Source organism: Streptomyces sp. NPDC005574, assembly GCF_040605435.1.
GTDB lineage: Bacteria > Actinomycetota > Actinomycetes > Streptomycetales > Streptomycetaceae > Streptomyces.
On sequence record NZ_JBEXCW010000003.1, the window covers coordinates 220,398 to 244,980 of the forward strand.

Below are 24,583 nucleotides of genomic sequence, written 5' to 3' on the forward strand. Positions count from 1 at the left end.
AGAACGCGGCAAAGCCCCCTGCCACCGGAGTGGCAGAGGGCTTCGCGGGAGTTCAGCTGCCGGATGCCCGGAGGTCACCGGTGCCCGGAGGCAGCCGGCGGCCGACGGCTACCGGGACTGCTGAGCCGGAACGCCCCGGGAGATCGGCTCGTCCTCGGCCGGCGTCGCGGCGGCCACCGCGGCACCGGTCAGCGTCGCCAGCATCTCGCGCACGTTCGTCAGCTGGGCGTTGATCGAGTCGCGGCGGTTGGTGAGCGCCGCGAGCTCACGCTCGGACTCCGAACGGATGCGGTCGGCCTTGGCGTTCGCGTCGGCCACGATGTCCTCGGCCTGGCGCTGCGCCGTCTCGACGGTCTGACGGGCGCGGCGCTCGGCGTCCGTGCGCAGCTTCTCCGCCTCCAGCCGCAGCTGCTCCGCGCGGTGCTCGATCTCCGCGAGGCGCTTCTCCGCCTTCTGCTGACGCGAGGCCAGGTCGCGCTCGGACTGCTCGCGGCGCTTGGCGAGGTTCGTCTCGAAGTCGGCGGCGGCCTGAGCGGCCTTGGCGCGGGTCTCCTCGAAGAGGGCGTCGGCCTCCTCACGCTTCGACTGCGCGTCCTTCTGCGCCTCCGAACGCAGCTGCGAGGCGTCGCTCTTGGCCTTCTCGACGATCCGGACGCCTTCGTCCTCCGCCTTGGACTTGCGCTCCGCGGCGAACGACTCCGCGTCGTTGCGAACCTGCTGGGCCGCCGACTCGGCGAGCTCACGGTGCTGCTCGGAGGCGCGACGGGCCTCCTCGCGCAGATCCTTGGCCTCCTCCTCGGCGAGGCGGAGGATCTTCTCGACACGCGCGCCGAGACCGGCGTACGACGGCTCGGCGTCGCTTACCTGGGCCTGGGCGTTCTGCGTCTCGAGGTGGAGCTCCTCGATGCGCTTTTCCAGAGCGGTGATGCGGGCGAGAGCGCTGTCACGGTCGGAGACGAGCTTCGAGATCCGTTCGTCCACCTGCGCGCGGTCGTACCCACGCCGCACAAGCTCGAAGCCGTAGGGGGAAGTGTCGCTCATGGGGTTCCTGTCGAATGAGACCGGTGAGGTGATAGGTGGAATCCTAGGGCCGGAAGCGGTGTGTCATCGAGCGGATGCGCGTTTGATCTGGAGAATGACACCCCTTTTGAGTGGCTAACCGGCGGACGGCTTGCCAAAGACTGGCTCAAAGGCGTCAGAAGGCTCCCAATTCGACCTGCGCGTCAGCTGTCTGACGCCTTGCCGCCCGAACGGGGAGCGCCGACCGTGGCACCCGCCTTCACGCCGCCGTCCTTGCCCGCCGCCGGGGCCTCGAAGGACTCCAACGCCTCCAGGACGTCCTGGACACGGGAGATCTCGGCGTTGATGTCCTCGCGCCGGCGCACCAGGATCTCCAGTTCGCGCTTTCCCTCCTCGACCGTGCGCCGCGCCTCGCGGATCGCCTCGGCCTTGAGCTCCTCCGCCTCCCGGATCAGCGTGGCCTTCTTCGTCTCGGCCTCCTTGAGGAGACCCTCGGCCTTCTTCACGGCGGCGATACGCACCTTGCCGGCCTCCGAGTTGGCCTCCGAGACCAGCTCCTTCGCCTTCGCCTGCGCCTTGCCCAACTGCTCCTCGGCGGCCTTGATGAGCGCGTCGCAGCGGTCGCCCGTCGACCTCATCGTCTCGGCGGCCTCACGCCGGGCCCGCTCGTGCAGCTGCTCGATCTCGGTGGTGATCCGCTCGCGCAGCTCCTCCGCGCGCTCCCGGATCGCGGTCGCGTCCCTGCGGGCGCCGACGAGCAGGTCGTCCGCGTCCGTACGGGCCTTCTCCACCGCCGAGTTGCCCTCGACCGTCGCCTCCGACACCAGCCGGTCGGCCTCGCTGCGGGCCGCGCCGACCATGCTGTCGGCCTGCGCCTCCGCGTCGGCCGTCGTCCGCTGCGCCTGCTGCTGGGCCTCGGTGAGCAGCTTGTCGGCCTCCGCCGCGGTCTCGGTGATGAGCTTGTCGACCTGCTCGGCCGCCTCGGAGCGCCGCTTGTTGGAGTCCCGGCGGACCTCGTCGAGGGTGCGCTCGGCCTCCTCGCGCGCGGCCGACACCAGACGCTCCGCCTCCGCCTCGGCCGCCGCCTTGGTGCGCTGCGACTCGCCGCGGACCCGCTCCGCGTGCTGCTGCGCCGAACCGACCGTCTCCGCGGCCTCGGCCCGCAGCCGCTCCGCGTCCCCGGCGGCGTCCGCGATCAGCCGCTCGGCCTTCGTGACCGCCTCGACGCGGACCCGCTCGGCCTCGGCCGCCGTCTCCGTCGTGAGCCGCTCGGCCTCGGCGAGGGTCTCCGTCTGGAGCCGCTCCGCCTCCGAGCGCGCCTCGTTGATGAGGGTGTCCGCCTGGTTCGCCGCGTCCGACCGGATGCGGTTGGCGTCCTCGCGGGCGTCCGCCCGGGTGCGTGCCGCGGCCTGGTCCGCCTCGGCGACCAGGTCCGACACCTCGGTGCGCACCCGCTGGGCGTGCTCCGACGCGTCCGACCGCAGCCGCTCCGCCTCGGCGATCGCCTCCGAGACCGTGTGCTCGGCGAGCGACTTGGCGGCGTCCGTCTCCTCGTTCGCCTCGCGCCGGATCCGGGTCGCGTCCTCCGCGGCCCGCTCCCGCTCGGCGTAGGCGTCGCCGCGGACCCGGCCCGCCTCCTCCTCGGCCTCGCGGCGGACCCGGCCCGCCACGTGCTCGGCGGCCGAACGCAGCCCGGAGATCTCCTCCTGGGCCTGCTCGTGCAGCCCGGCGACCGCGTCCCGCACCTGCTGGGCGTGCTGCTCGGCGGCCGAGACCATCTCGTTGGCCCGCCGGTCGGCCTCCTCGACCAGACGGACCGCCTCGGCCTGCGCGTCCTCCACCCGGCGGCGCGCCGAGGCCAGCAGCTCCTCGCTCTGCTCCCGGGCCTGCTCGCGTTCCTGGCCGGCCTCCTGGCGGGCGCTGCCGAGGAGTTCCTCGGCCTCGCGGCGGCGCCGGGCGGCCTCCTCCTGCGCGGCGGCCAGCGTCTCCGACGCCTCGGCGGCCAGCCGCTCGGCGGCGGCCTGCGCCTCCGCCCGCATCCGGTCGGCGCTGTCCTGCGCCTCCGCCTTCAGCTGCTCCGCCTCGGTGACCGCGTCCGACCGCAGTCGTACGGCGATGGCCTCGCCCTCCGCCCGGGACGCGGACGCGTCCGCCGCGGCCTCGGTGCGCAGCCGGTCGGCCTCCTCGGCGGCCTGCGCCTGGAGGGTGCGGACGCGCTCCGCGGCCTCGGCGCGCAGCCGTTCGTTCTCCTCGGCGGCCTCCCGGCGGATCCGCGAGGCCTCCTCGCGGGCGTCGGTGAGGGCCTGCTCGGCGACGGTGAGGCGCTCCTCGGCCTCGGTGTGCAGCCGGGTCAGCTCCTGGGCGGCCTCGGCCCGGCGGGTCTCTATGGCCCGCTCGGTCTCCTCGCGCAGCTCGCGGCCGGCCTGCTCGGCGTCGTTCCTGATGCCCTCGGCCTGCTCCAGGGCCTCGTCGCGGTGCCGCTCGGCCTCCTTGCGGGTGCGCTCCAGGGTGTCCTCGGCCTGCCGGCGCAGCGCGGTGGCGCGCTCGATGGCCTCGGTGCGGACCTTCTCGCTGTCCGCGGTGGCGCTCTGCCGCAGCTCGTCCGCGTCGGCCTTGGCCTTGCCCAGCAGGTCCTCGGCGGTCCTGGCCGCCTCCTCGATCTGCTGGACGGCCTCCCGCCGCGCCTCTGCCCGGATCTTCTCGCCCTCGGCGACCGCGTCGGCGCGCAGCTGCTCGGCCTCGCCGCGCAGCCGGCGCGCCTCCTCCTGCAGCTCGACCGTCTTGGCGCGGTACTCCTTGGTGTCGTCCTTCGCGGAGCCCTTGAGCTGCTCGGCGATGTCGTGCGCCTCGGCGCGCAGCCGGTCGGCCTCGGTCTCCGCCTCCGTGCGGATCCGCTCGGCCTCCTCGGCGGCCGCCCGGGTGGTCTGCCGGGCGTCCTCCTGGGCCTTGTTGAGGACGTCCTCGGCGGTCTTGGCGGTCTTGGCGAGCTGGGAGGCGGTCTCCTCGGCGGTGAGACTGCGGGCCTTCTCCGCGGCCTCGGCGAGGATCTTCTCCGCCTCGGCGCGGGCGTCGGCGACCAGCTGCTCGGCGTCCGACTTGGTGGTCTCGGCCTCCTTGGTGGCCTCGCCGACCAGGCGGGCGACCTGCTCCTTGGCCGTACGGGTGCGCTGCTCGTTGGCCGACTCGGCGCTGGAGAGCGCCTTCGCGGCGGCCTCCTTCGCCTCCGTGAGGACCTTCTCGGCCTCGGCGCGCGCCTCACGCAGTGCCGTGTCGGCCTCCGCGATGCGCTGCTCGGCGGTCCGGCTCAGTTCCTGGGCGGTGCGGCGCGCGCTGTCGGACTCGCTGGCGGTGGAGGTGCGCAGCTGCTCGGCGTGCTCGGTGGCCTCCTGGGCCTGCGTCGAGGCGGCGTTGAGCAGCCGCTCGGCGTCGGCGCGGGCGCGGCGCAGCAACTGCTCGGCCTCCGCGCGGGCCGCCTCGGCGTCGCTCTGCAGCCGCTGGCGGGCCTCGGCGGTGACCCGCTCGGCCTCGGCCCGGGCGGCGGCCATGGCCTGCTCGGCCTCGGCCCGCGACTCCTCCAGCAGGCGGCGGGCCTGCTGCTCGGTGCGGGCGCGCAGCTGCTCGGCCCACGCGACGTTCTCGTTGACGTGCGACTCGACGGTCTGCCGGCGCTCGGCGAGCTCCTGGTCCAGCTGCTGCCGGCGGGTGACCGCCTCCTGGTGCAGCTCCGCCTGGAGCCGGGCCGCCTGCTCGGCGTGCTCCTGGAGGATGCGCTGGGTCTGCGACCGCGCCTGGCTCAGCTCCCGCTCGGCGTCCAGCCGCAGCTGGTCGGCCTGGATCTGGGCGTTACGGAGCAGCTGCTCGGCCTGGTAGCCGATGTCACCGCCGTCGTAGGCCGGTCGGGACATGAGGGTGCGCCGCGCCTCGTGCAACTTGGCGCGCAGCACCTCGACCTGGTAGCCGAGGTCCTCGGCGTGCTGGATCGCCTTTTCCCGCTCGGTCTTCAGCCGATCCATCTCGGCCTCGAACCGAGAGAGGTGGTCGACGTCAGCCGCCGGCTCTCGCTCCTGGCGTTCGTAGCCCCGCACTGCGCGGTCCCATCCGTCCCCTGGTCACAAGTATGGCCAAACGAGCTCCGTCCATACGCCCGAACGGGGCCCCCGGGGAATGGTGTCAGATCAACGGCGGAGCACGGGCTGTCGCCCCGACGCTCGTCCCCCGAAACCCGGACCCCGGCCCGCGGTCACCCTCTCGGAGCGGCGACCGCCCCCAACCCTACCGGCCCATATGTACGAGGGTCAGTGCTCAGGTGACTCAACAGGCGCCGAAGTGACCAGTTCTGTCAGTACGCCGTGGCAGTCCTTCGGGTGCAGGAAGGTGATCCGCGACCCCATGGAGCCGCGTCGTGGCTCCTCGTACAGAACGCGTACGCCCTTGTCGCGGATGTCCGCGGCGTCCGCGTCGACGTCTGCCGTACCGAAAGCGATGTGGTGCACGCCCTCGCCGTTCTTGGCGAGCCACTTCGCGACGGTGGAGTCCTCCCGGGTGGGTTCCAGAAGTTGCAGATAAGAAGCCCCGCCGTCGGACGTCCCGTTGATCCTGAGCATGGCCTCGCGCACGCCCTGCTCCTCGTTGACCTCGGAGTGGAACACCTCGAAGCCGTAGGTGGCCCGGTAGAACTCGACGCTCTTGTCGAGGTCGAAACAGGCGATTCCGATGTGGTCGATTCGCGTCAGCATGCTGCCAGTGCAGCGCTCCGGAGGTGGTTACGCAACGTGCGCGCGATCACACTGACGGCCGGGTGACGTGATGGTCTACCGCTCAGTACATTCGAAGTAAACCCTCGTTCACTCACTTCTCGGCTGTGCAAGCTGGAAGGGGATCGCACCTCATGTCTGGAACGAACAGCACTACCTCGGTGATCGTCGCGGGCGCCCGGACGCCCATGGGACGACTGCTGGGCTCGCTGAAGTCCTTCTCGGGAGCCGAACTCGGCGGCTTCGCCATCAAGGCCGCCCTCGACCGTGCGGGGATCGGCGGCGACCAGGTGCAGTACGTGATCATGGGCCAGGTGCTCCAGGCCGGGGCCGGGCAGATCCCGGCCCGCCAGGCCGCCGTCAAGGCCGGCATCCCGATGAGCGTCCCGGCGCTCACCATCAACAAGGTGTGCCTGTCGGGCCTCGACGCCATCGCGCTGGCCGACCAGCTCATCCGCGCCGGCGAGTTCGACGTGGTGGTCGCGGGCGGCCAGGAGTCCATGACCAACGCCCCCCACCTGCTGCCGAAGTCCCGTGAGGGCTACAAGTACGGCGCGATCGAGATGCTCGACGCGATGGCCCACGACGGCCTGACCGACGCCTTCGAGAACATCGCCATGGGCGAGTCGACGGAGAAGCACAACACGCGCCTGGGCATCAAGCGCCCCGAGCAGGACGAGTTCGCGGCGCTCAGCCACCAGCGGGCCGCCGCCGCGCAGAAGAACGGCCTCTTCGAGGCGGAGATCACCCCGGTCGAGATCCCGCAGCGCAAGGGCGAGCCGGTCGTCTTCAGCAAGGACGAGGGCATCCGCGGCGACACCACCGCCGAGTCCCTCGGCAAGCTGCGTCCGGCGTTCACCCGGGACGGCACGATCACTGCCGGTTCCGCCTCGCAGATCTCGGACGGCGCGGCCGCCGTGGTCGTGATGAGCAAGGCCAAGGCGCTGGAGCTCGGTCTGGACTGGATCGCGGAGATCGGCGCGCACGGCAACGTCGCGGGCCCGGACAACTCTTTGCAGTCGCAGCCGTCGAACGCGATCCTGCACGCCCTCAAGAAGGAGGGCCTGGAGGTCTCCGATCTCGACCTCGTCGAGATCAACGAGGCGTTCGCCGCGGTCGCCGTCCAGTCAATGAAGGACCTCGGCGTGTCCACGGAAAAGGTGAACGTCAACGGGGGTGCCATCGCCCTCGGCCACCCCATCGGGATGTCCGGCGCCCGCCTGGTCCTGCACCTCGCGCTCGAGCTGAAGCGGCGCGGCGGCGGGGTCGGCGCGGCGGCCCTGTGCGGCGGCGGCGGTCAGGGCGACGCGCTGATCGTGCGGGTGGCCAGGGCCTGAGACGCTTTTCCGGTACCCGACTGCTAGCGAACGGAGCTGTGATGCAGGACGTCTCCACCCTGGTGGCCCAGGCCAGGGAAGGCCGGCCGCGGGCCGTGGCCCGGCTGATCTCCCTGGTGGAGGGGGCGTCCCCGCAACTCAGGGAGGTCATGGCGGCGCTCGCGCCGCTGACCGGCAACGCCTACGTCGTCGGCCTCACCGGATCGCCGGGCGTCGGCAAGTCCACGTCGACCTCGGCGCTGGTGACGGCGTACCGCAGGCAGGGCAGGCGGGTCGGCGTCCTGGCCGTCGACCCGTCCTCGCCGTTCTCCGGCGGGGCGCTGCTGGGCGACCGGGTGCGGATGTCGGAGCACGCCTCCGACCCCGGGGTCTACATTCGCTCGATGGCCACCCGCGGTCACCTGGGCGGTCTCGCCTGGGCGGCTCCGCAGGCGATCCGCGTCCTGGACGCGGCGGGCTGCGACGTCATCCTCGTGGAGACGGTGGGCGTGGGCCAGTCGGAGGTGGAGATCGCCTCCCAGGCCGACACCTCCGTGGTGCTGCTGGCGCCCGGTATGGGCGACGGCATCCAGGCGGCCAAGGCGGGCATCCTGGAGATCGGTGACGTGTACGTCGTCAACAAGGCGGACCGTGACGGCGCCGACGCGACGGCCCGTGAGCTGAACCACATGCTCGGCCTGGGGGAGTCGCGGGGGCCGGGGGACTGGCGCCCGCCGATCGTGAAGACGGTCGCGGCCCGCTCGGAGGGTGTCGACGAGGTCGTCGAGGCCCTGGAGAAGCACCGTGCGTGGATGGAGGAGCGGGGGATCCTGGCCGAGCGCCGGACGGCCCGCGCCGCCCGCGAGGTGGAGACGATCGCGGTCACGGCCCTGCGGGAGCGCATCGGCGACCTGCACGGCGACCGGCGGCTGAGCAGCCTGGCCGAGCGGATCGTGGCCGGGCGGCTGGACCCCTACCGGGCGGCCGACGAACTGGTGGCGGGGCTGACCGAGGGCGCCTGAGGGCGCCGGGACCGACGGCGGTGCGCCGCCGTCGGTCCCGGCGGGGCGGAGCCCGGTGCGCGCTCCGCCCGCCGCTCGTCCGGCGGGAGGGTTGTGCCCCCTCCCGCCGTGCCCCCGTCCGGCCTAGGGCCGGCCCCGGTGCCCGCGCAGGTGCTCCGCGATGGGCTTGAGGGCCTTGTCGAGCTCCGCCAGCGCCTCGGGCGACAGCAGGTCGATGAAGTGCCGCCGCACCGACGCCACATGATGGGGCGAGACCTTCCGCATGGTCTCCATGCCGCGCTCGGTGAGCACGGCGTACAGCCCGCGGCGGTCGGACTCGCAGTTCTCCCGCCGGACCAGGTCCGCGTTCTCCATGCGGGTGATCTGGTGGGAGAGGCGGCTCTTGGACTGGAGGGTGGCGGACGCGAGGTCGCTCATCCGCATCCGTACGTCCTCCGACTCGGACAGATTGACCAGGATCTCGTAGTCGTTCATCGTCAGGCCGAACGGTTGCAGGTCCTTCTCGAGCTGGTACGTCAACAGCCTGTTGACCTCCAGGTGGGTGCGCCAGGCGCACTGCTCCGCATCGGTCAGCCAGCGCGTGGCCGTCTCGGTCTCCATGAATGAAGTCTACCTAAAAGGTTGAAAGGCGAACTAGTGAGGGCAGCGTGACGGCGCGCACACGTTCGACGTCACACTCCGCAGACTACCGCTCACAGCCCGAAGCGACGCTGGAGGTCCCCCAGCTGTCCGGGAAGGCGCGGTGCGCCTGCCTGCTGTGGGTGGCCTGTGGGCCCCCCGCCGCCACCGGGTACCCCCGCCTGCTGCGGAACCGCTCCCGTGGCCTGCTCGGCCATCAGGGTTTCGGACGACTGGAGCAGTACCGTGCCCGCCCCGACGAACTCGAACTGGTGCTCCTCCCCGGAGGCCCCGCCGAGGCCCGTCAGCGCACGTAGACCGCCCATCAGACCGGTCATGTACCCGTGGTCGTAGTGGTGGCACGGGGAGGGGCAGTCGGCCCAGCCCACGAGGGCCTGCGGGTCCACCCGGATCGGGGGTTCCATGAACACCACCGGGCCGTTCGACGCGGCCACGAACTTGCCGGTTCCGATGAGCGTCAGGAACCCCGGCACGATCGACTGCTTGAGTGCGAGGGTTGGCTGAAAAGCGAGCAGATTGCCCGAGCGAATGGTCAGGTTGCCGTCGTCGAGGTCGTAGGAGTTCACGTCGAAAGCCCGGTCGGCCAGCAGCATCTTGCCGGAGCCCTCCGCCACGACCCAGTCGCTCGCGTGCAGTGGCGAATGGAACGACGTACGCACCAGACGGTCCAGCCGGCCGTGCCCGATGCCGTTGAACTCCATCGAGCCGTAGTAGGCGATCATCTTGCCCTTCTGCAGGAACCACTGGCTCCCCTTGAGCTCCACGCAGAAGGTGTAGTTGTTGACGTTGTCGTCGACCGGCAGGGTCGCCGGGTCGTGGATCACCGGGCCGCCGCCCGGAGCCCCGTACATGCTCACAGCTTCTCCTCCGAGGCCTGGACGTACACCGCGCCGTTGCCGCTCAGCTCCAGCTGGAACGCCTCGCCGGAGCCGCGGCCCACCATGTCGCGCCAGCCCAGCGCGGTGGACAGCTTGTTGCGCACGTCGCCGTGGTGGGCGACGTACGCCTGGGGGTCGACGTGGACCGGGCGCTGCGGGGTGATCGGGATCTCGAAGACACCGCCGTGCGCCATCACGGCCACCGCGCCCTGGCCCTTGAGGGTGGTCGTGAACAGGCCCTGTCCCGTGACCTGGCCCCGGACCATGCCCATGACGCCGCCCTGCGAGCCCATGAACATCGTGCCCTGCTGGAGGGTGCCCTCGAAGGCGAGCAGCCGGTCCGCCTCCACGTAGAGGGTGTCGCCGCTGAGGTTGATCACCTGGACGTGGTGGCCGCCGTGCCCGAACAGGACCGTGCCGCTGCCCTCGACGCTCATCAGCGGGGTGGCCTCGCCCGCGACCCGGCGGCCGAGCATCGACATGACCCCGCCCTGGCCGCCCTGGAGGTTCGGGGTGAAGGAGACCTCGCCCTTGTAGGCGAGCATCGCGCCCCGCTGGCTGAACACCCGCTGACCGGGCAGGACGGTCGCCTCGACCATCTTGGAGTTGATCTCGCGCAGGGCCATCTCAGACGTCCCCCGCGATCGTGTTCCGCTCGCTCGGCTGCACGTACACCAGGCCGTCCCCCTCGAAGCGGATCTGGAACGCCTCGCCGCCGCCCTCGCCCATCAGCGTGCGGAACGTCACCCCGGACTGGAAGGACTGCCGCAGGTTGCCCTGGTGCGCGATGTAGGCGCCCGGGTCGACGGTCAGCGGGTACTGCGCGCTGACCCGCAGCACCACGGCCGGCCCGTCCGACATGATCGCCGCCTGGCCGTGCCCCTCGATGGTCGTCGTGAACAGCCCGTTGCCCTGGGAGGCCCCGCGCAGGCCGGTGAAGGTGGTCCCGGTGCGCAGGCCGGCGTCGGTCGCGAGCAGGTTGCTCGACTCGACGTACAGCGTGTCGCCCTGGAGGCCCACGAGGTTGATCTCCGAGGCGCGGTCCGCGAACCAGCACGTCCCGTGGCCCTTCACCTCCATCACGGTCATCTGCTCGCCGGTGATCCGCCGGGTGACCATCCCCCGGATGCCCTCACCGCCGCCGCTGAGCTTCTTGAAGGCCATCTGCCCGTCGTACGCGACCATCGAGCCGTTCTTCGCCTTCACGGCGTCCCCGGTCATGTCGACGGCCAGCACCTTGCTGCCTTGAAGTCGAAACATCGCCACGCAGCGAAGGTAGCCCGCCGCACGTCCCTCCGGACAGGGTCCGGAGACGGAGCCCGACCCCGACGGCACCCGTAGGGGCAGAACGGGGAGCCGGCGCCGACCCCCGCCCCCGTGGCCGCGCCGCCGTTTGTCACAATGGCGGAGCGTTTGTGCTTGTGTTCACAAACGGTCCGTCGTCTCTCCCGCCGCTCTCCCACCGAAGGTGACCCGTGGACATCAAGACCGCCACCGCCCTCCGCCGCCTCCGCCTGGTCTCGGCCCCCGAGGCCGTGTCCTTCCTCCTGCTGCTGGTCTGCTCGGTGCTGAAGCGGACCACGGACTTCAACGCGGTGCCCGTGATGGGCGCGGTCCACGGAGTGCTCTTCGTCCTCTACGTGGTCTTCTGGGCCGACGCCTGGAACCGCACGAAGTGGCCGCTGCGCACGGCCGCCCTGTACTTCGTCCTCTCCGTCCTGCCCACCGGCGGCTTCTTCGCCGAGCGCAGGCTGCGCCGCGAGGCCGAGGACGCGGTCATCGCCTCCCGCGCCCGCGCCGAGGCCGCGGTGAAGACCTCGTGATCGTCGCCTTCTCCGTGACCCCGCTGGGCGTCGGCGAAGAGGTGGGGGAGTACGTCGCCGACGCGGTCCGCGTGGTCCGCGAGTCGGGCCTGCCGCACCGCACCGACGCGATGTTCACCTCCGTCGAAGGCGAGTGGGACGAGGTCATGGACGTCGTACGGCGCGCAGTCGCGGCGGTCGAGCGGCGCGCCCCGCGGGTCTCCCTGGTCCTCAAGGCGGACATCCGCCCCGGGGTGACGGACGGACTCACCTCCAAGGTGGCGACCGTCGAGCGCCATCTCGCCGGCCCCGACCCCCTCTGACACGGCCCGGGGGCCCCGGCGGACCGAAAGGCGAGACGGGGCTGACCAGCATGTGACCGGCCGGTAAGGTCGGTGCCGTGCCGAAGCCGCTCAGCCTTCCCTTCGACCCCATCGCCCGCGCCGACGAACTCTGGAAGCAGCGCTGGGGAAACGTGCCGTCCATGGCCGCGATCACCTCGATCATGCGCGCCCACCAGATCCTCCTCGCCGAGGTCGACGCGGTCGTCAAGCCGTACGGACTGACCTTCGCGCGCTACGAGGCGCTGGTGCTGCTCACCTTCTCCAAGGCGGGTGAGCTCACCATGTCCAAGATCGGCGAGCGGCTCATGGTGCACCCGACCTCGGTGACGAACACCGTGGACCGGCTGGTGAAGTCGGGTCTGGTGGCCCGCCGGCCCAACCCCAACGACGGGCGCGGCACGCTCGCCTGCATCACCGACAAGGGCCGCGAGGTCGTCGAGGCCGCCACCCGCGACCTGATGGCGATGGACTTCGGGCTGGCGGCCTACGACGCCGAGGAGTGCGCCGAGCTCTTCGCGATGCTCAGGCCGCTGCGGGTGGCCGCGCACGACTTCGACGGGGAGTGAGCGCACCGGCCCGCACCGCCCCCGCCGGGCGCCGGGGGTGCCGGAAGATCGCCCCAAACCGGCCGTTACGCTCGTACCCATGAAAAAGAGCGTGCTGACCCGCTACCGCGTCATGGCCTACGTCACCGGTGTGCTGCTGGTCCTGCTGTGCCTGAGCATGATCGCCAAGTACGCCTTCGACGTCGACGGCGCCGCGGACTTCACCCGTGTCGTCGCCATCGCGCACGGCTGGCTGTACGTGGTCTACCTGATCTTCGCCTTCGACCTGGGCGCCAAGGCCAAGTGGCCGGTCGCCAAGCAGCTGTGGGTGCTGCTGGCGGGCACCATCCCGACGGCCGCCTTCTTCGTCGAGTGCCGCATCAGCCACGAGCTGGAGCCCCGGATCACGCAGGAAGCGCCCGCCGTCGCCAAGGCCTGAGGCTGCGCGTTCACCACACCTCCACCGCCGTACGGACACGCGTACGGCGGTCTCCCATCGACATTTACTAGGACGTCCTAGTAAATTCGAAGCATGGACGCTGACGCCATCGAGGAGGGCCGCCGACGCTGGCAGGCCCGTTACGACGCCGCACGCAAGCGCGAGGCGGACTTCACCACGCTCTCCGGCGATCCCGTGGAGCCGGTGTACGGGCCACGGCCCGGGGACACCTACGAGGGTTTCGAGCGGATCGGCTGGCCGGGGGAGTACCCCTTCACCCGCGGCCTGCACGCGACCGGCTACCGGGGCCGCACCTGGACGATCCGGCAGTTCGCCGGCTTCGGGAACGCCCAGCAGACCAACGAGCGCTACAAGATGATCCTCGCCAACGGCGGCGGCGGACTGTCCGTGGCCTTCGACATGCCGACCCTGATGGGCCGGGACTCCGACGACCCCCGCTCGCTGGGCGAGGTCGGGCACTGCGGGGTCGCCATCGACTCCGCCGCCGACATGGAGGTCCTGTTCGAGGACATCCCGCTCGCGGACGTGACCACGTCCATGACCATCAGCGGCCCGGCCGTCCCCGTCTTCTGCATGTACCTGGTCGCCGCCGAACGCCAGGGCGTCGACCCGGCCGTGCTCAACGGCACGCTGCAGACCGACATCTTCAAGGAGTACATCGCGCAGAAGGAGTGGCTCTTCCAGCCGGAGCCCCATCTGCGCCTGATCGGCGACCTGATGGAGTACTGCGCGGCCGGCATCCCTGCCTACAAGCCGCTGTCCGTCTCCGGTTACCACATCCGCGAGGCCGGGTCGACGGCCGCCCAGGAGCTGGCCTACACGCTGGCGGACGGGTTCGGCTACGTCGAACTGGGCCTGTCCCGCGGGCTCGACGTCGACGTCTTCGCCCCCGGACTGTCCTTCTTCTTCGACGCGCACCTCGACTTCTTCGAGGAGATCGCCAAGTTCCGCGCGGCCCGGCGCATCTGGGCCCGCTGGATGCGCGACGTGTACGGCGCGAAGTCCGACAAGGCCCAGTGGCTGCGCTTCCACACCCAGACGGCCGGCGTCTCGCTGACCGCCCAGCAGCCGTACAACAACGTCGTGCGTACGGCCGTGGAGGCGCTCGCGGCCGTCCTCGGCGGCACCAACTCGCTGCACACCAACGCCCTCGACGAGACGCTGGCCCTGCCGAGCGAGCAGGCGGCGGAGATCGCCCTGCGGACGCAGCAGGTGCTCATGGAGGAGACCGGCGTCGGCAACGTGGCCGACCCGCTGGGCGGCGCCTGGTACGTCGAACAACTCACCGACCGCATCGAGGCGGACGCCGAGCGGATCTTCGAGCAGATCAAGGAGCGGGGCCTGCGCGCGCACCCCGACGGGCGGCACCCCATCGGACCGGTCACCTCCGGAATCCTGCGGGGCATCGAGGACGGCTGGTTCACCGGCGAGATCGCCGAGTCCGCCTTCCGCTACCAACAGGCCCTGGAGAAGGGCGAGAAGAAGGTCGTGGGCGTCAACATCCACACCGGTTCCGTCACCGGCGACCTGGAGATCCTGCGGGTCAGCCACGAGGTGGAGCGGGAGCAGGTGCGGTCCCTCGCGACCCGCAAGGCCGCCCGCGACGAGGGCGCGGTGCGCTCCGCGCTGGACGCCATGCTCGCGGCCGCGCGCGGCGGCACCAACATGATCGGCCCGATGCTCGACGCGGTGCGGGCCGAGGCGACCCTGGGCGAGATCTGCGGGGTGCTGCGCGACGAGTGGGGCGTCTACACCGAGCCGCCGGGGTTCTGACGGGCGAAGGTCCCACGCCCGAGCCCCCCAGAAGTGACCGTCAGCCGCCCGACGTCCGTGTCGGGCGGCTGACGCCGTCCACGTGCCGGCCTGTCTCCGGCGGCTCCCGACGGTCCCCCGCCGCCCGTGCGGTGGCGGACGGGACAGCGCCGGGGGCGGGGGCGGCCAGCCCGTACAGCAGGACCTGGGTGAAGCCGCGCACCCACTCCTCGTCCGCCGGCTCCGCGCTCACCAGGGTGCGGTGGACCACCGCACCGGCCACCATGTCGAAGATCAGGTCGACCGTGCGGGTTGCCTCCGCCGGGTCCGCCTCGGGTGCCAGCTCGCCCCGCGCCTGGGCCCGCGCCCGGCCCGCCAGGACGAGCCGCTTCTGCCGTTCGACGATGGAGGCGCGGATGCGTTCCCGCAGCGCGTCGTCCCGCGTCGACTCCGCGACCACCGCCATCAGGCCGCTCCTGGCCTCCGGGAGGGCCAGGATCGCCGCGAACTGGAGCACCACACCCTCGATGTCGGCGGCGAGCGATCCGCGGTCGGGCAGTTCCAGCGCGTCGAAGAGCTCGGCGACCGCGTCCACCACGAGTTCGTTCTTGCCGGCCCAGCGCCGGTAGAGGGTCGTCTTCGCAACCCCGGCGCGCGTCGCGACGTCTCCCAGGGTGAGCCGCGACCAGCCGAGTTCCACCAGGGCCGCCCGCGTCGCGGCCAGGATCGCGGTGTCCGCGGTGGCGCTGCGCGGACGTCCGGTCCGGCTCGGGGGCATGCGGCTCTGCATCCTTCGACCATAACCGGCCGTTCTCGTGCGGTCGTGAGGGAGATCACCGGAAGACGGTGGTCCGGAGGCACTCGGTGCCATTACGCTACGACTCGTAGCGAAAGCCTGTGCGCCGACCGACGCGTCCGGCCTACGTGAGCGACCACCACTGGCCCGGGTGGGGACCCGGTGCCGCACCACAGCGACACCCCCGGTTCTCGTCCCGGCCGGGGGTCCGGGGCCGTCCCCCGGGGTATGGACCACACACGCGCGGGAACGGGGGAGGATAGACGCATGCAGCCACGGAACATGTCCATGAGCGGAGTCGTCGACCTCGCCGCGGTGAAGGCGGCCCAGGAGGCCAAGGCGAAGGCGGAGCAGGCGCGCGCCGAAGCGGCCCGGCAGGGCGGGGGAGGAGCCGTCTCCCCGGCCGACCTCGTCTCCGACGTCGACGAGGCCGGGTTCGAGCTCGACGTCCTCCAGCGGTCCACCGAAGTGCCCGTCGTCATCGACTTCTGGGCCGAGTGGTGCGAGCCGTGCAAGCAGCTGAGCCCCGTCCTGGAGCGGCTGGCCCTCGAGTACAACGGGCGCTTCGTCCTTGCCAAGATCGACGTCGACGCCAACCAGATGCTGATGCAGCAGTTCGGGATCCAGGGGATCCCGGCCGTCTTCGCGGTGGTGGCCGGCCAGGCCCTGCCGCTCTTCCAGGGGGCCGCCGGCGAGGCGCAGATCCGCGAGACCCTGGACCAGTTGGTGCAGGTCGCCGAGGAACGCTTCGGCCTCACCGGCCTGACGGTCGACGCCGACGCCGCGCCGGGCGCCGTGCAGGCGGCTCCCGTGGTGCCCGCGGGGCCGCACGACGCCCTGCTGGAGGCCGCCGTACAGGCCCTGGACGCGGGGGACTTCGGGGGCGCCGTACAGGCGTACCGGAACGTGCTGAGTGACGATCCGGGCAATTCGGAGGCGAAACTGGGTCTCGCGCAGGCCGAGTTGCTGCTGCGGGTGCAGGGTCTGGACCCGCAGCGGACCCGTGAGGACGCCGCCGCGAAGCCGGCGGACGCGCAGGCGCAGATCGCCGCCGCCGACCTGGATCTGGTGGGCGGTCACGTGGAGGACGCGTTCGGGCGGCTCATCGAGACCGTCCGGCGTACGGCGGGTGACGACCGGGACGCCGTACGGCTGCGGCTCCTGGAGCTGTTCGAGGTCGTGGGCGGGGACGACCCGCGGGTGGCGGCGGCTCGCCGGGCGCTCGCGAGGGCTCTGTTCTGAGCGGGTCGGAGCGGGTGTTCTGAGCGGGGCGCGAGCCCGGTTCTGACCAGTCGTTAAACACGCGGGCATGTGGTGCCCGCGTGAAAGATCTGCCGACGGACTGTCCCAGCGGCCGCGCTTTACCAAAACTTGGTAAACGCGGCCGCTGTTACTGCAAGTAAGTTATTGCCGTTGATCTGTCGGACTCTGTCCATTCATCAACAGTTTTGTCCTCCCCTTCTCTGCCACCGAGCGTCGTCGGCCGAGACCAGCGGGTCGTTGTTCGGTTATCCGGCCGTTACTAGCGAGTAACGAACCCCCTTGTGCGGGCGCCGAGAATGCACCACGATCGGCGACGCTCGGTCCATTCGCGTACCCCGACAGCCGGTTGGGTCCACGGGAACCAGGGTCCCCACCGGGCAGGGTCGACGGCAGTGGCGTCGGCTCTTGGGCAGGGGGGTCTTCGCCGTCCGGCGGAGCCTGTCCAGCAAGGTTGTGCGTGATGCGTGTCAGGCGCGACCAGTGGTTGTCGCTCGGGGGTGATCGCCGGTGATTCGGGTGCGTTCGCGCCGTCGAGTACAGGCGCTCTCCTTCCCGAGGACGTAGCACTTCTCCCATCCCTGCCCGGCTGAGCCGTCTGTCGATAGGGGCAGTCAGGGCCAGGAGATGTACGTCCGAGAAGGAGGAAATATGGAGTCCCAGGTGCGTGGCGGGACCAGATGGAAGCGCTTCGCTGTGGTCATGGTGCCCAGCGTCGCCGCTACGGCGTGTATAGGTGTGGCCCTGGCTCAGGGTGCGCTTGCCGCGTCGTTCAGTGTGTCGGGACAGGAGTTCAAGGTTCGGGCCGGCCAGCTCGTCGGCTACGACATGAACCAGTACGGCTCCATAGACTCGGGCAAGAGTCTTGAGGGCAAGGACGAGGCGCACCCGGTGTCGGTTTCGGCGTTCAGTCACGCCACCATCACCGACATGTGTCAGTCCGTGGTCACCCCGATTCCGTTCCTGAACAAGTCGGTCACCCTGAAGCTGACCGCGGGTGACAAGGGCACGGATGTCGCGGCCGACCAGATCTACATCGATGTCGCCAACCTCGATGCGAAAGATGCCGTGTTCTCGGGCATCAACATCGGCGTCCCGGCTGGGACCACCAGCGGGAACACCCCGAAGCCCAAGAGCGGGGAGAAGGCCAACCCGTTCGGGTTCGCCCAGCAGGCCGACAAGGCCGTGCTGACCGATGTGAAGCAGACGGCGTGGGCCACCACGGCCGGCACCTTCAAGCTCTCCGACCTCCACATGGGGCTGAGCTGGGGCAGCGGCGCTGGAGTCGAGTGCTACTAGGCGCTCAGTGATGGGCGGGGGAGCCGTTACGGTCCCCCGCCTGCCATCTTCCGCCAGTCGCCTTCACATCCCCCACCTTCTTCATCGCGAAACACCCTCATCAAGAGCAACGCCGCACCAGGGAGCTGTTTTCCATGAGCGCTGAGAGTCCTGCCGCGCCCGGCCAGTTCGCCCGTCGGAGGCAGCAGTTCCGCGCCTGGCGGGGCACCCGCCCGTTCTGGGCGGGGCTGTTCGTCTTGATCAGCGGCTTTCCGATCATGTACTTCCCGTATGCGCACATCAAGCTCGGTGGCCTGACCGTCGCGATGGCCACCACGGCGGGCGCCGGATCCCTGATCATCGGCGTGCTGCTCGTCGTCCTCGGCGCCACCCTCTGGTTCCAGAAGCACGTGCGCACGTTCGCGGGTGTCGCAGCGATCCTGCTCGGTCTGGTCTCCCTCCCCGTCTCCAACTTCGGTGGCTTCATCGTCGGCTTCCTCTTCGCGTTGATCGGCGGGGCGATGGCCGTGGCGTGGGCGCCGGGCGTGCCGCCCGAGGAGCAGCCCGCGGAGGGGACCGGCGAGACGGGCGGTGCTCCGCAGGAGACGGCGCCCGAGGGCGGCGCTCCCGAGTACGACACCCCGGCGGCCCCGCACAGCGAGGGCCCGGTCTTCACCAAGGAGACCGGCGGGGTGGACGAGCCGAACGATCTGTCAGGAACGAGCCCGGGGACCGGGGCATACGGGAGGCACAGTGCCGGCTGACGAGGTGACCCACGGGACTGACGTGGACGCGTCCCGTGTGAGAACCGGGCCGCGGCACGCCGCGCCCAGGAAGCCGCTGTTCACCAGGTTCCACGTGCCTGCCGGTAAGGCGATAGCCCTGGCGGCGATGCCGACGGCGGTTCTGATGGGAATGGGCTTCACGCCCACGCTCGCCAACGCGGACGACCAGCCGGCGTCGAACAGCAAGTTGGCCGACGAGTTCAAGGACTGCGTCGCCACCATGACGGACGACGCCTCCGCTTCCGCCTCGCCGTCGCCCTCCGACTCGGCGAGCGACGACGCGTCGGAGTCGCCGGACAAGGGCGACACGGCCGAGCCGACCCCGTCGGCGACGCCCTCCGCGGGCGCCACGGACCCGGGCAAGGACTCCTCGTCGGATTCAGGTTCCGACGACAAGGCCGACCCCACGCCGTCCGCCTCGGAGAGCAAGTCGACGTCGAGCGGCGGCAGCGACACGGCCACGCCGACTCCGGCGGCGTCCGAGACGAGCAAGAACATCCTCGACACCATCGGCGACACGATCGGTGACATCCTCATCGGTGGCGACAAGAGCGCCACCGAGAGTGCGAGCGCGAGCCCGACCCCGTCGGCCTCCGAGAGCGCCGGTGAGGACACGCCGACCGGTTCCTCCGACGCCGCCAAGGAGACGAAGGAGACGACCGACAAGGTCACCGACACGGTGAAGAACACCGTGAAGGACACGACTGGCACGGCGTCGAAGGCAGCCGAGGACACCACCAAGACGGCCGAGGACACGGCCGCGGCCGCCACCGCGTCCCCCAGTCCCTCGGCGAGCGCGAGCTCCACCGCGAAGGCCGACGACTGCGAGGCCGCCTCGGACGACACGGGCGCAGTCGACAACACGATCCTGCTGCCCGACGACCCCTGGTACCTCAACGCCAGTTCACTGACGCTCAACGGCGCCGACTACCAGGGCATAGTCAAGGTCCGGACGGCCAGCGGCAAGGTCAAGGAAGTCCTGAAGTACGTCATATCCGGCGGCACGAAAATCGTCGACCTGCACCAGACGGTGAAGGACGAGCAGTCCGGCAAGACGTACCACGTCCAGTCGGCGAAGGGTAAAGAGTCCACCATCGAGGGTGGCAAGACGGTCATGTACACCGAGAGCATCTCGGGGAACCTGTTCGGGCTGATACCGCTCACCTTCAGCGTGAAGAGCCCGCCGCCGCTGAACATCCCGTACATCGTGTTCACCAACGTGAAGGTCCAGCAGGCCGGCCAGTTCGGCGGCACGCTGACGATCCCGGGGCTGCACCAGTACATCGACTGAGCGTCGTCACCCCGCGAACCTTTCCGGGAGCCGCAAAAGACTGTGCCCCGCCGGGAGTTGAACCCGGCGGGGCACAGTCGCGTGCGGGCGATGAGGAGGCCGGATCCCATCTCCTCGCAACAGCGCAGGGATGGGTCGCGAAACCTAATGGTGAATCAAGGGTTCCGCAAAGGCTTCGCCAATGCCATGATGATCAGGTCCCTGGGGAGGGGCGCGGGGGGCGCGTGTTGACCGCACGTGACATGGACGAAATCTCTCTACGTCCGATTTTTTTCCTACCCGGCAGGCCAGTCGGCACGATCGCCGATCGGCCTCGGCCGGCGATCGTCGCGCCTTTTTCTCTTGCGGACAGGACCGACTATCCGGGCTGACCACTCAGATAGGGCATCGACATGCGAACGGCCCGAAGAACACCCCATGGACGATCCCGAGCCGTGCACTTACCGCGAGGATTCGCAGGGGTCGTGCTCGCGACCGCTACGGCCTTGCTCGGCGGACTCGTCTCCGCCGCTCCCGCGAGCGCCGACGAACCGGGGGACAACCCCGCCAACCCCTATGAACGCACCTTCCGCATCAGCCTCGGGGCCCAGGCTCGGAAGGACCGCTGCCAGGTGGCACGCGCCGTGCACTTCGGCGGGCCCGAGACGAAGACGTACGCGGGGACCAAACTCGCCGGGTCGGACGCGGAACTGCACAGGGTCCTCACGGAGTGGACCGTCGGCGGCGAACTCAGCCAGGCCGCCCTGCGGGACTGGGACGCGGGCACCGCGGATCTGCATGCTCTCCAGGACCGCCAGGACAAGCTGAACGCCGCCAACAAGCCGTACGCCTCGGTGAATTCCCAGGGAGGCCGGGACTACTGGGCACCCGAGTTCGGCAAGGACATCGTCACCTTCACCCTCGGTGCCCAGCAGGATCTCTACAACAAGGCATCGGAGAACCCGACGCCGAGGCCGGGCCAGGCCTCGCTGGAACAGGCCCGGAAGGTACTTGACGCCTTCGATACCGGCGGCGACGCGTGGGCAGCCACATACAAGGACGCCGCCGGGCGGGAATTGCTCGACACGAGCAATCTGGGCTACTCCTCGGCCAACGATGTCGCGACCTTCCTGCGCTTCGGTGGCTTCCCGACCAAGGCCCCGGAGCCGGACTCGCTGGAGTTCCGTACCGAGGTCGAGGCGCTGAAGACGGCCTGGTCGGCCTGTGACAGCGCTAACCCGATCGACCAGTACAGGGCGCTGACAGGTCCGGTCGTACAGGCGTACTCGGAGTGGGAAGCGGAGTACTCGGGCCAGGCCGAGCAACGCACGGCGATAGTCACCGCCGAGGTCGCCGCGTCGAAGGAGACACGGGTCGCCACCGGCGCCATGTTGGAGGCGGTCCGGCAAGCCTGGCAGGCGGACCAGATCCTGTACTGGCAGAAGTACTGGGCCGCGAACAAGAACTCCGCCCTCTACCCGTCGAAGGCCGAGCTCGCCAAGGCCGCGACGGATTTGAACGCGGCCAAGACCAAGGCCGCCGCGCAGGTTGCCGTGGCGGATGCGGCGTCCACCCGGGCCAAGACGGCCGCTGAGACGGCGGCAACCCAGCAGACGAAGGCGTATGCGATCGCCGACGCCGCGAAGTTGCCGCGTGGGCGTGGCCTGCTGTACGCGCAGCAGTCGGTGCAGGTGGCGAAGGCCTCGGCCGCTGCCACCCAGGCGGCGGCGAAGGCCACGCTGACGGCGTCGAACGCGGCCAAGGCCACTGTGGCGGACTCCCAGACGCTGCTTGCACTGGCGAAGACCCAAACGCACGCGCTGAACACGGAGTTCCGCAAAACGGCGGCTCTCGAGGCGAAGGCACAGGCCAAGGCCGCGGCTGAGTCCGCTGCCAAGCTGGCCACGGACGCCGCGGCCAACGCCGCCACCGCGAAGACCGCCCGCGCGACCGCCGAGAAGGCGGAGCAGACTGCCAAGACCCAGGCCGCCGAAGCGAAGCGGCAGCGCGGCATCGCGGAGGCCGAGAAGGCCACCGCTGAGCGCGAACGCGACAACGCGGCGAGCGAACGGGCGAAGGCAGGCGCAGCAGAGGAGCGGGCGCGAGGCGAGCAGGAGAAGGCCAGACAGGCCCGTACCGACGCGGAGACCGCGGGTTCGACCGCGGCGGAGAAACTCGCAGCAGCCGAGGACGCAGAAGCGCGCGCGTTCACGGCACGCAACCAGGCGGTGAAGGCCGAGCAGGAGAAGAACGCCACCGCGTCCCGGGCCGCCGCCCTGGAGTCCGCGGCCGCGGCCGCCGAGGGCACCGCGGCCGCGGGTGAGACCCGGCAGGCGGCCACGGAGGCCCGTACCGCCGCCAACGAGGCGGCCGGAGCGGCGACCCGGGCCCGTACGGCGGCAAACGAGGCGACCACGGCGGCCGTGAACGCCCGTGCGGCGGCCACCCGTGCCGAAGGCGCGGCCAAGCGTTCCCGCTCCGCTGCCGAAGCGGCCGAGTCGGCGTACGCGAAGACGCACGCGGCCGCCGCCACTGCGCACGCCGCCGCGGCCGATGCGATCGACGCGGCCGCGGCCGCGAAGGACAACGCCAAGAAGGCGGACGCGGAGGCCAAGAAGGCCCAAGCCGCGGCGACCACCGCGCGTAAGGAGGCCACCGCGGCGGTGGTCGAGGCCGCCAAGACGGCCGCGTGGTCGGCGAAGACTGCCGGATACGCAACTGCCACGGCGCAGTACGCGCAGGCATCCCGGGACGCCGCGACCGCGGTGACCAAGGCGGCCGACGAGGCGATCACCATCGGCTCCCCGTACCGCGAGACCGACGCCTCGGCGGCGTACGCGGTCCTGATCGGCCAGGTCTCCAAGACACTCGCCGAGCAGCAGGCCACCGCGGCCAAGGCCAAGTCGGACGAGGCGAAGAAGGCAGCGGCGCAGGCCAAGACGCTCGCCGACAAGGCCGCCGGTGACGCGAAGATCGCCCTCCAGGCGGCGGCCGACGCCGCCGAGTACGCGGTCCAGGCGGTCAACTCCGCCGCGGCGGCCAACGCCTCCGCAGCCGCGGCGGCGACCGACGCGGCAGCTGCGAAGAAGGCCGACGCGAACGCCCAGAAGTACGACGAGCAGGCGGGCACCGACGCCTTCTACGCCAACTTCGCTGCGAACGACGCCGAGTCGGCGGCCGCCCAGGCCGACAACTCCGCCACGGAGGCGGAGAAGGACGCGTCGAGTGCCCGATCAGCCGCCACCAGCGCCGAGCAGGACGCGTCGGCGGCCGACCGGACGGCCACCAAGGCGGAGAGCGACGCCACCGCCGCCGAGGGTGCGGCGTCCCGAGCCGACACCTACGCGGACCAGGCGGACAAGGCGGCCACCCGCGCGGAGGCCGAGGACCGGGAACGGGCCAAGCAGGACCGCGAGGAGATCGTGGAGGCAGGCGGTTCGACCGCCGAGTACGTCCTGACCAAGGATGAGGAGGCAGCGCTGCTGGCCGAGTGCGGACAGCAGTGCGTCGACCAGTACCGCGAGGCCATGGCAGCCGCCAACCAGGACGTCATCGACTGGGCCAAGGCGAACGGAGGCGAGATCCTTCTTGACCTGCTGGGGGTCAAAGACGCCAAGAAGTGCTTCTCCGCCCCGGATGTCGAGAGCTGTCTGTGGACCCTGGTCAACGCCGTGAGCATTGTTGCCCTCATAGGCAAGGCGCCGGCCGTCGCCAAGGCCATCCTGCGCGTCAGCACTGGGATCGCGAAGTTCTTCGAAGGGGCGTCGAAGGCGCGGAAGACCATAAAGGCTCTGAAGGTCATCATCGACGCCCGCCTCGCCAGGGGCGTGTCGTTCTGCCTGAAGCACAGCTTCGTGGGGGGCACCAAGGTCAAAATGGCCGACGGCAGCCTTCGCGCCATCGAGAACGTCACCGCCGGGGAGCAGGTCCTCAACGCGAAGCCTGGCGCCACCACCGCTGAGCGGCACGGCGTCGCGCTGACGCACCGCACTACGAGCGACACCCGGTTCACCGAAGTGACCGTCGCCACGACGAGCGGACTGCGCACCATCGCCGGCACGTCGAACCACCCGTTCTACGACTTGACCACCGGGGCATGGACGGACGCCGGGCGGCTCTCGGCAGGTCACCAGTTGCAGACCCTGGGCCACGGCACCGTCACGGTGGTCGGCGTAGCCTCGTACACGAAGCCGCAGGTCACGTACGACCTCACGGTGGAGGGCGTCCACTCCTACTACGTGATGGCGGGGGCCAGTCCTCTGCTGGTTCACAACATCAGTTGCCGCACGATCACTGACGGCGCACTGAAGCACATCCGTGACCAGCACCTGTGGGGAGGCAAATATCACGAGGCGGGCGACATGGGGAACGTGTTTGCCGAGGGAATCGATGCTGGCAAGCTCAAGAAGCTGATTGAGGAGGCCGCGCAGTTCGGGCGTGAGGTTTCCAGGGCGAAAAGTGACACCCGTGGAGGTAACTACATCGACTATCCATTCGACGAAGTGACGACGGGCGTGAACGGCCAGAACGGCATCCGGCTCATCGTGGACGAGAACGGCAACCTGGTGACCGCGATGCCCAAGAACATTTGGTGAGAGGAAGTTCGGGTATATGATCACCTTCTTCTTCGAGCCTCGCCCGGAAGACGTCTCATGGTCGTCT

The 24,583-nt window shown here is 70.5% G+C and carries 20 protein-coding genes; 12 read left to right on the plus strand and 8 right to left on the minus strand.

Annotation, left to right across the window (positions count from 1 at the left end):
• Window positions 1-108 precede the first annotated feature (108 nt).
• The 3 genes from ABZT03_RS03935 to mce all read right to left on the minus strand — a co-directional run bounded on the left by ABZT03_RS03935 (window position 109) and on the right by mce (window position 5,756).
• On the minus strand, window positions 109-1,041 hold the full coding sequence (locus ABZT03_RS03935) for a cellulose-binding protein (protein WP_356033085.1): 933 nt from the start codon (window positions 1,039-1,041) through the stop codon (window positions 109-111).
• A gap of 182 nt (window positions 1,042-1,223) precedes the next feature.
• A complete protein-coding gene (gene scy / locus ABZT03_RS03940) occupies window positions 1,224-5,105 on the minus strand; it encodes a polarized growth protein Scy (RefSeq protein WP_356033088.1) in 3,882 nt (1,293 codons plus the stop codon).
• A gap of 210 nt (window positions 5,106-5,315) precedes the next feature.
• The gene (gene mce, locus ABZT03_RS03945) at window positions 5,316-5,756 is read right to left on the minus strand and encodes a methylmalonyl-CoA epimerase (RefSeq protein ID WP_356033090.1); all 441 of its coding nucleotides are present in this window, start codon (window positions 5,754-5,756) and stop codon (window positions 5,316-5,318) included.
• Between the two features lie 152 nt (window positions 5,757-5,908).
• Between mce and ABZT03_RS03950 the strand changes: the two genes are divergently transcribed.
• Complete coding sequence (locus ABZT03_RS03950) at window positions 5,909-7,111, plus strand: acetyl-CoA C-acetyltransferase (protein ID WP_356033093.1); 1,203 nt, start codon at window positions 5,909-5,911, stop codon at window positions 7,109-7,111.
• 41 nt (window positions 7,112-7,152) lie between these two features.
• Window positions 7,153-8,112 (plus strand): methylmalonyl Co-A mutase-associated GTPase MeaB, encoded by a 960-nt coding sequence (gene meaB / locus ABZT03_RS03955; protein ID WP_356033097.1) that lies wholly within the window; start codon window positions 7,153-7,155, stop codon window positions 8,110-8,112.
• 123 nt (window positions 8,113-8,235) lie between these two features.
• Here the strand turns inward: meaB and ABZT03_RS03960 are convergent, their stop codons facing one another.
• The 4 genes from ABZT03_RS03960 to ABZT03_RS03975 form a co-directional block, all read right to left on the minus strand.
• Window positions 8,236-8,712, minus strand: coding sequence for a MarR family transcriptional regulator (locus ABZT03_RS03960; RefSeq protein WP_356033100.1), 477 nt, complete (start codon window positions 8,710-8,712; stop codon window positions 8,236-8,238).
• A gap of 92 nt (window positions 8,713-8,804) precedes the next feature.
• Complete coding sequence (locus tag ABZT03_RS03965) at window positions 8,805-9,602, minus strand: AIM24 family protein (RefSeq protein ID WP_356033183.1); 798 nt, start codon at window positions 9,600-9,602, stop codon at window positions 8,805-8,807.
• 2 nt (window positions 9,603-9,604) lie between these two features.
• Window positions 9,605-10,255, minus strand: coding sequence for an AIM24 family protein (locus tag ABZT03_RS03970; RefSeq protein ID WP_356033102.1), 651 nt, complete (start codon window positions 10,253-10,255; stop codon window positions 9,605-9,607).
• Between the two features lies 1 nt (window position 10,256).
• On the minus strand, window positions 10,257-10,889 hold the full coding sequence (locus ABZT03_RS03975) for an AIM24 family protein (RefSeq protein ID WP_356033186.1): 633 nt from the start codon (window positions 10,887-10,889) through the stop codon (window positions 10,257-10,259).
• 215 nt (window positions 10,890-11,104) lie between these two features.
• Between ABZT03_RS03975 and ABZT03_RS03980 the strand changes: the two genes are divergently transcribed.
• The 5 genes from ABZT03_RS03980 to ABZT03_RS04000 all read left to right on the plus strand — a co-directional run bounded on the left by ABZT03_RS03980 (window position 11,105) and on the right by ABZT03_RS04000 (window position 14,553).
• A complete protein-coding gene (locus ABZT03_RS03980; protein ID WP_356033106.1) occupies window positions 11,105-11,452 on the plus strand; it encodes a DUF3817 domain-containing protein in 348 nt (115 codons plus the stop codon).
• Window positions 11,449-11,754, plus strand: coding sequence for an MTH1187 family thiamine-binding protein (locus ABZT03_RS03985; protein ID WP_356033108.1), 306 nt, complete (start codon window positions 11,449-11,451; stop codon window positions 11,752-11,754). The genes ABZT03_RS03980 and ABZT03_RS03985 overlap by 4 nt, the downstream gene beginning before the upstream one ends.
• A gap of 77 nt (window positions 11,755-11,831) precedes the next feature.
• Entirely contained in the window at window positions 11,832-12,341 is a 510-nt protein-coding gene (locus tag ABZT03_RS03990; protein WP_356033110.1) for a MarR family transcriptional regulator, read from the plus strand.
• 79 nt (window positions 12,342-12,420) lie between these two features.
• Window positions 12,421-12,759 carry a DUF3817 domain-containing protein gene (locus ABZT03_RS03995; RefSeq protein ID WP_356033113.1) on the plus strand — a complete coding sequence of 113 codons (339 nt, stop codon included), beginning with the start codon at window positions 12,421-12,423 and terminating at the stop codon, window positions 12,757-12,759.
• Between the two features lie 93 nt (window positions 12,760-12,852).
• Window positions 12,853-14,553 carry a methylmalonyl-CoA mutase family protein gene (locus tag ABZT03_RS04000; RefSeq protein WP_356033116.1) on the plus strand — a complete coding sequence of 567 codons (1,701 nt, stop codon included), beginning with the start codon at window positions 12,853-12,855 and terminating at the stop codon, window positions 14,551-14,553.
• 40 nt (window positions 14,554-14,593) lie between these two features.
• Here ABZT03_RS04000 and ABZT03_RS04005 read toward each other — a convergent pair whose 3' ends face one another.
• The gene (locus ABZT03_RS04005) at window positions 14,594-15,322 is read right to left on the minus strand and encodes a TetR/AcrR family transcriptional regulator (RefSeq protein WP_356033118.1); all 729 of its coding nucleotides are present in this window, start codon (window positions 15,320-15,322) and stop codon (window positions 14,594-14,596) included.
• Window positions 15,323-15,595: 273 nt separating this feature from the next.
• Here ABZT03_RS04005 and ABZT03_RS04010 point away from each other — a divergent pair, with 273 nt between their 5' ends.
• The 5 genes from ABZT03_RS04010 (at window position 15,596) to ABZT03_RS04030 (ending at window position 24,516) form a co-directional block, all read left to right on the plus strand.
• A complete protein-coding gene (locus ABZT03_RS04010; protein ID WP_356033121.1) occupies window positions 15,596-16,570 on the plus strand; it encodes a tetratricopeptide repeat protein in 975 nt (324 codons plus the stop codon).
• A gap of 669 nt (window positions 16,571-17,239) precedes the next feature.
• Window positions 17,240-17,887, plus strand: a complete 648-nt coding sequence (locus tag ABZT03_RS04015; RefSeq protein ID WP_356033124.1) for a DUF6230 family protein — start codon at window positions 17,240-17,242, stop codon at window positions 17,885-17,887.
• A 134-nt stretch (window positions 17,888-18,021) separates the two neighbouring features.
• Window positions 18,022-18,630 carry a DUF6114 domain-containing protein gene (locus tag ABZT03_RS04020; RefSeq protein WP_356033126.1) on the plus strand — a complete coding sequence of 203 codons (609 nt, stop codon included), beginning with the start codon at window positions 18,022-18,024 and terminating at the stop codon, window positions 18,628-18,630.
• On the plus strand, window positions 18,620-19,942 hold the full coding sequence (locus ABZT03_RS04025; protein ID WP_356033129.1) for a hypothetical protein: 1,323 nt from the start codon (window positions 18,620-18,622) through the stop codon (window positions 19,940-19,942). The genes ABZT03_RS04020 and ABZT03_RS04025 overlap by 11 nt, the downstream gene beginning before the upstream one ends.
• A 464-nt stretch (window positions 19,943-20,406) precedes the next feature.
• Complete coding sequence (locus tag ABZT03_RS04030) at window positions 20,407-24,516, plus strand: Hint domain-containing protein (RefSeq protein ID WP_356033131.1); 4,110 nt, start codon at window positions 20,407-20,409, stop codon at window positions 24,514-24,516.
• The last annotated feature ends 67 nt before the right edge of the window (window positions 24,517-24,583 follow it).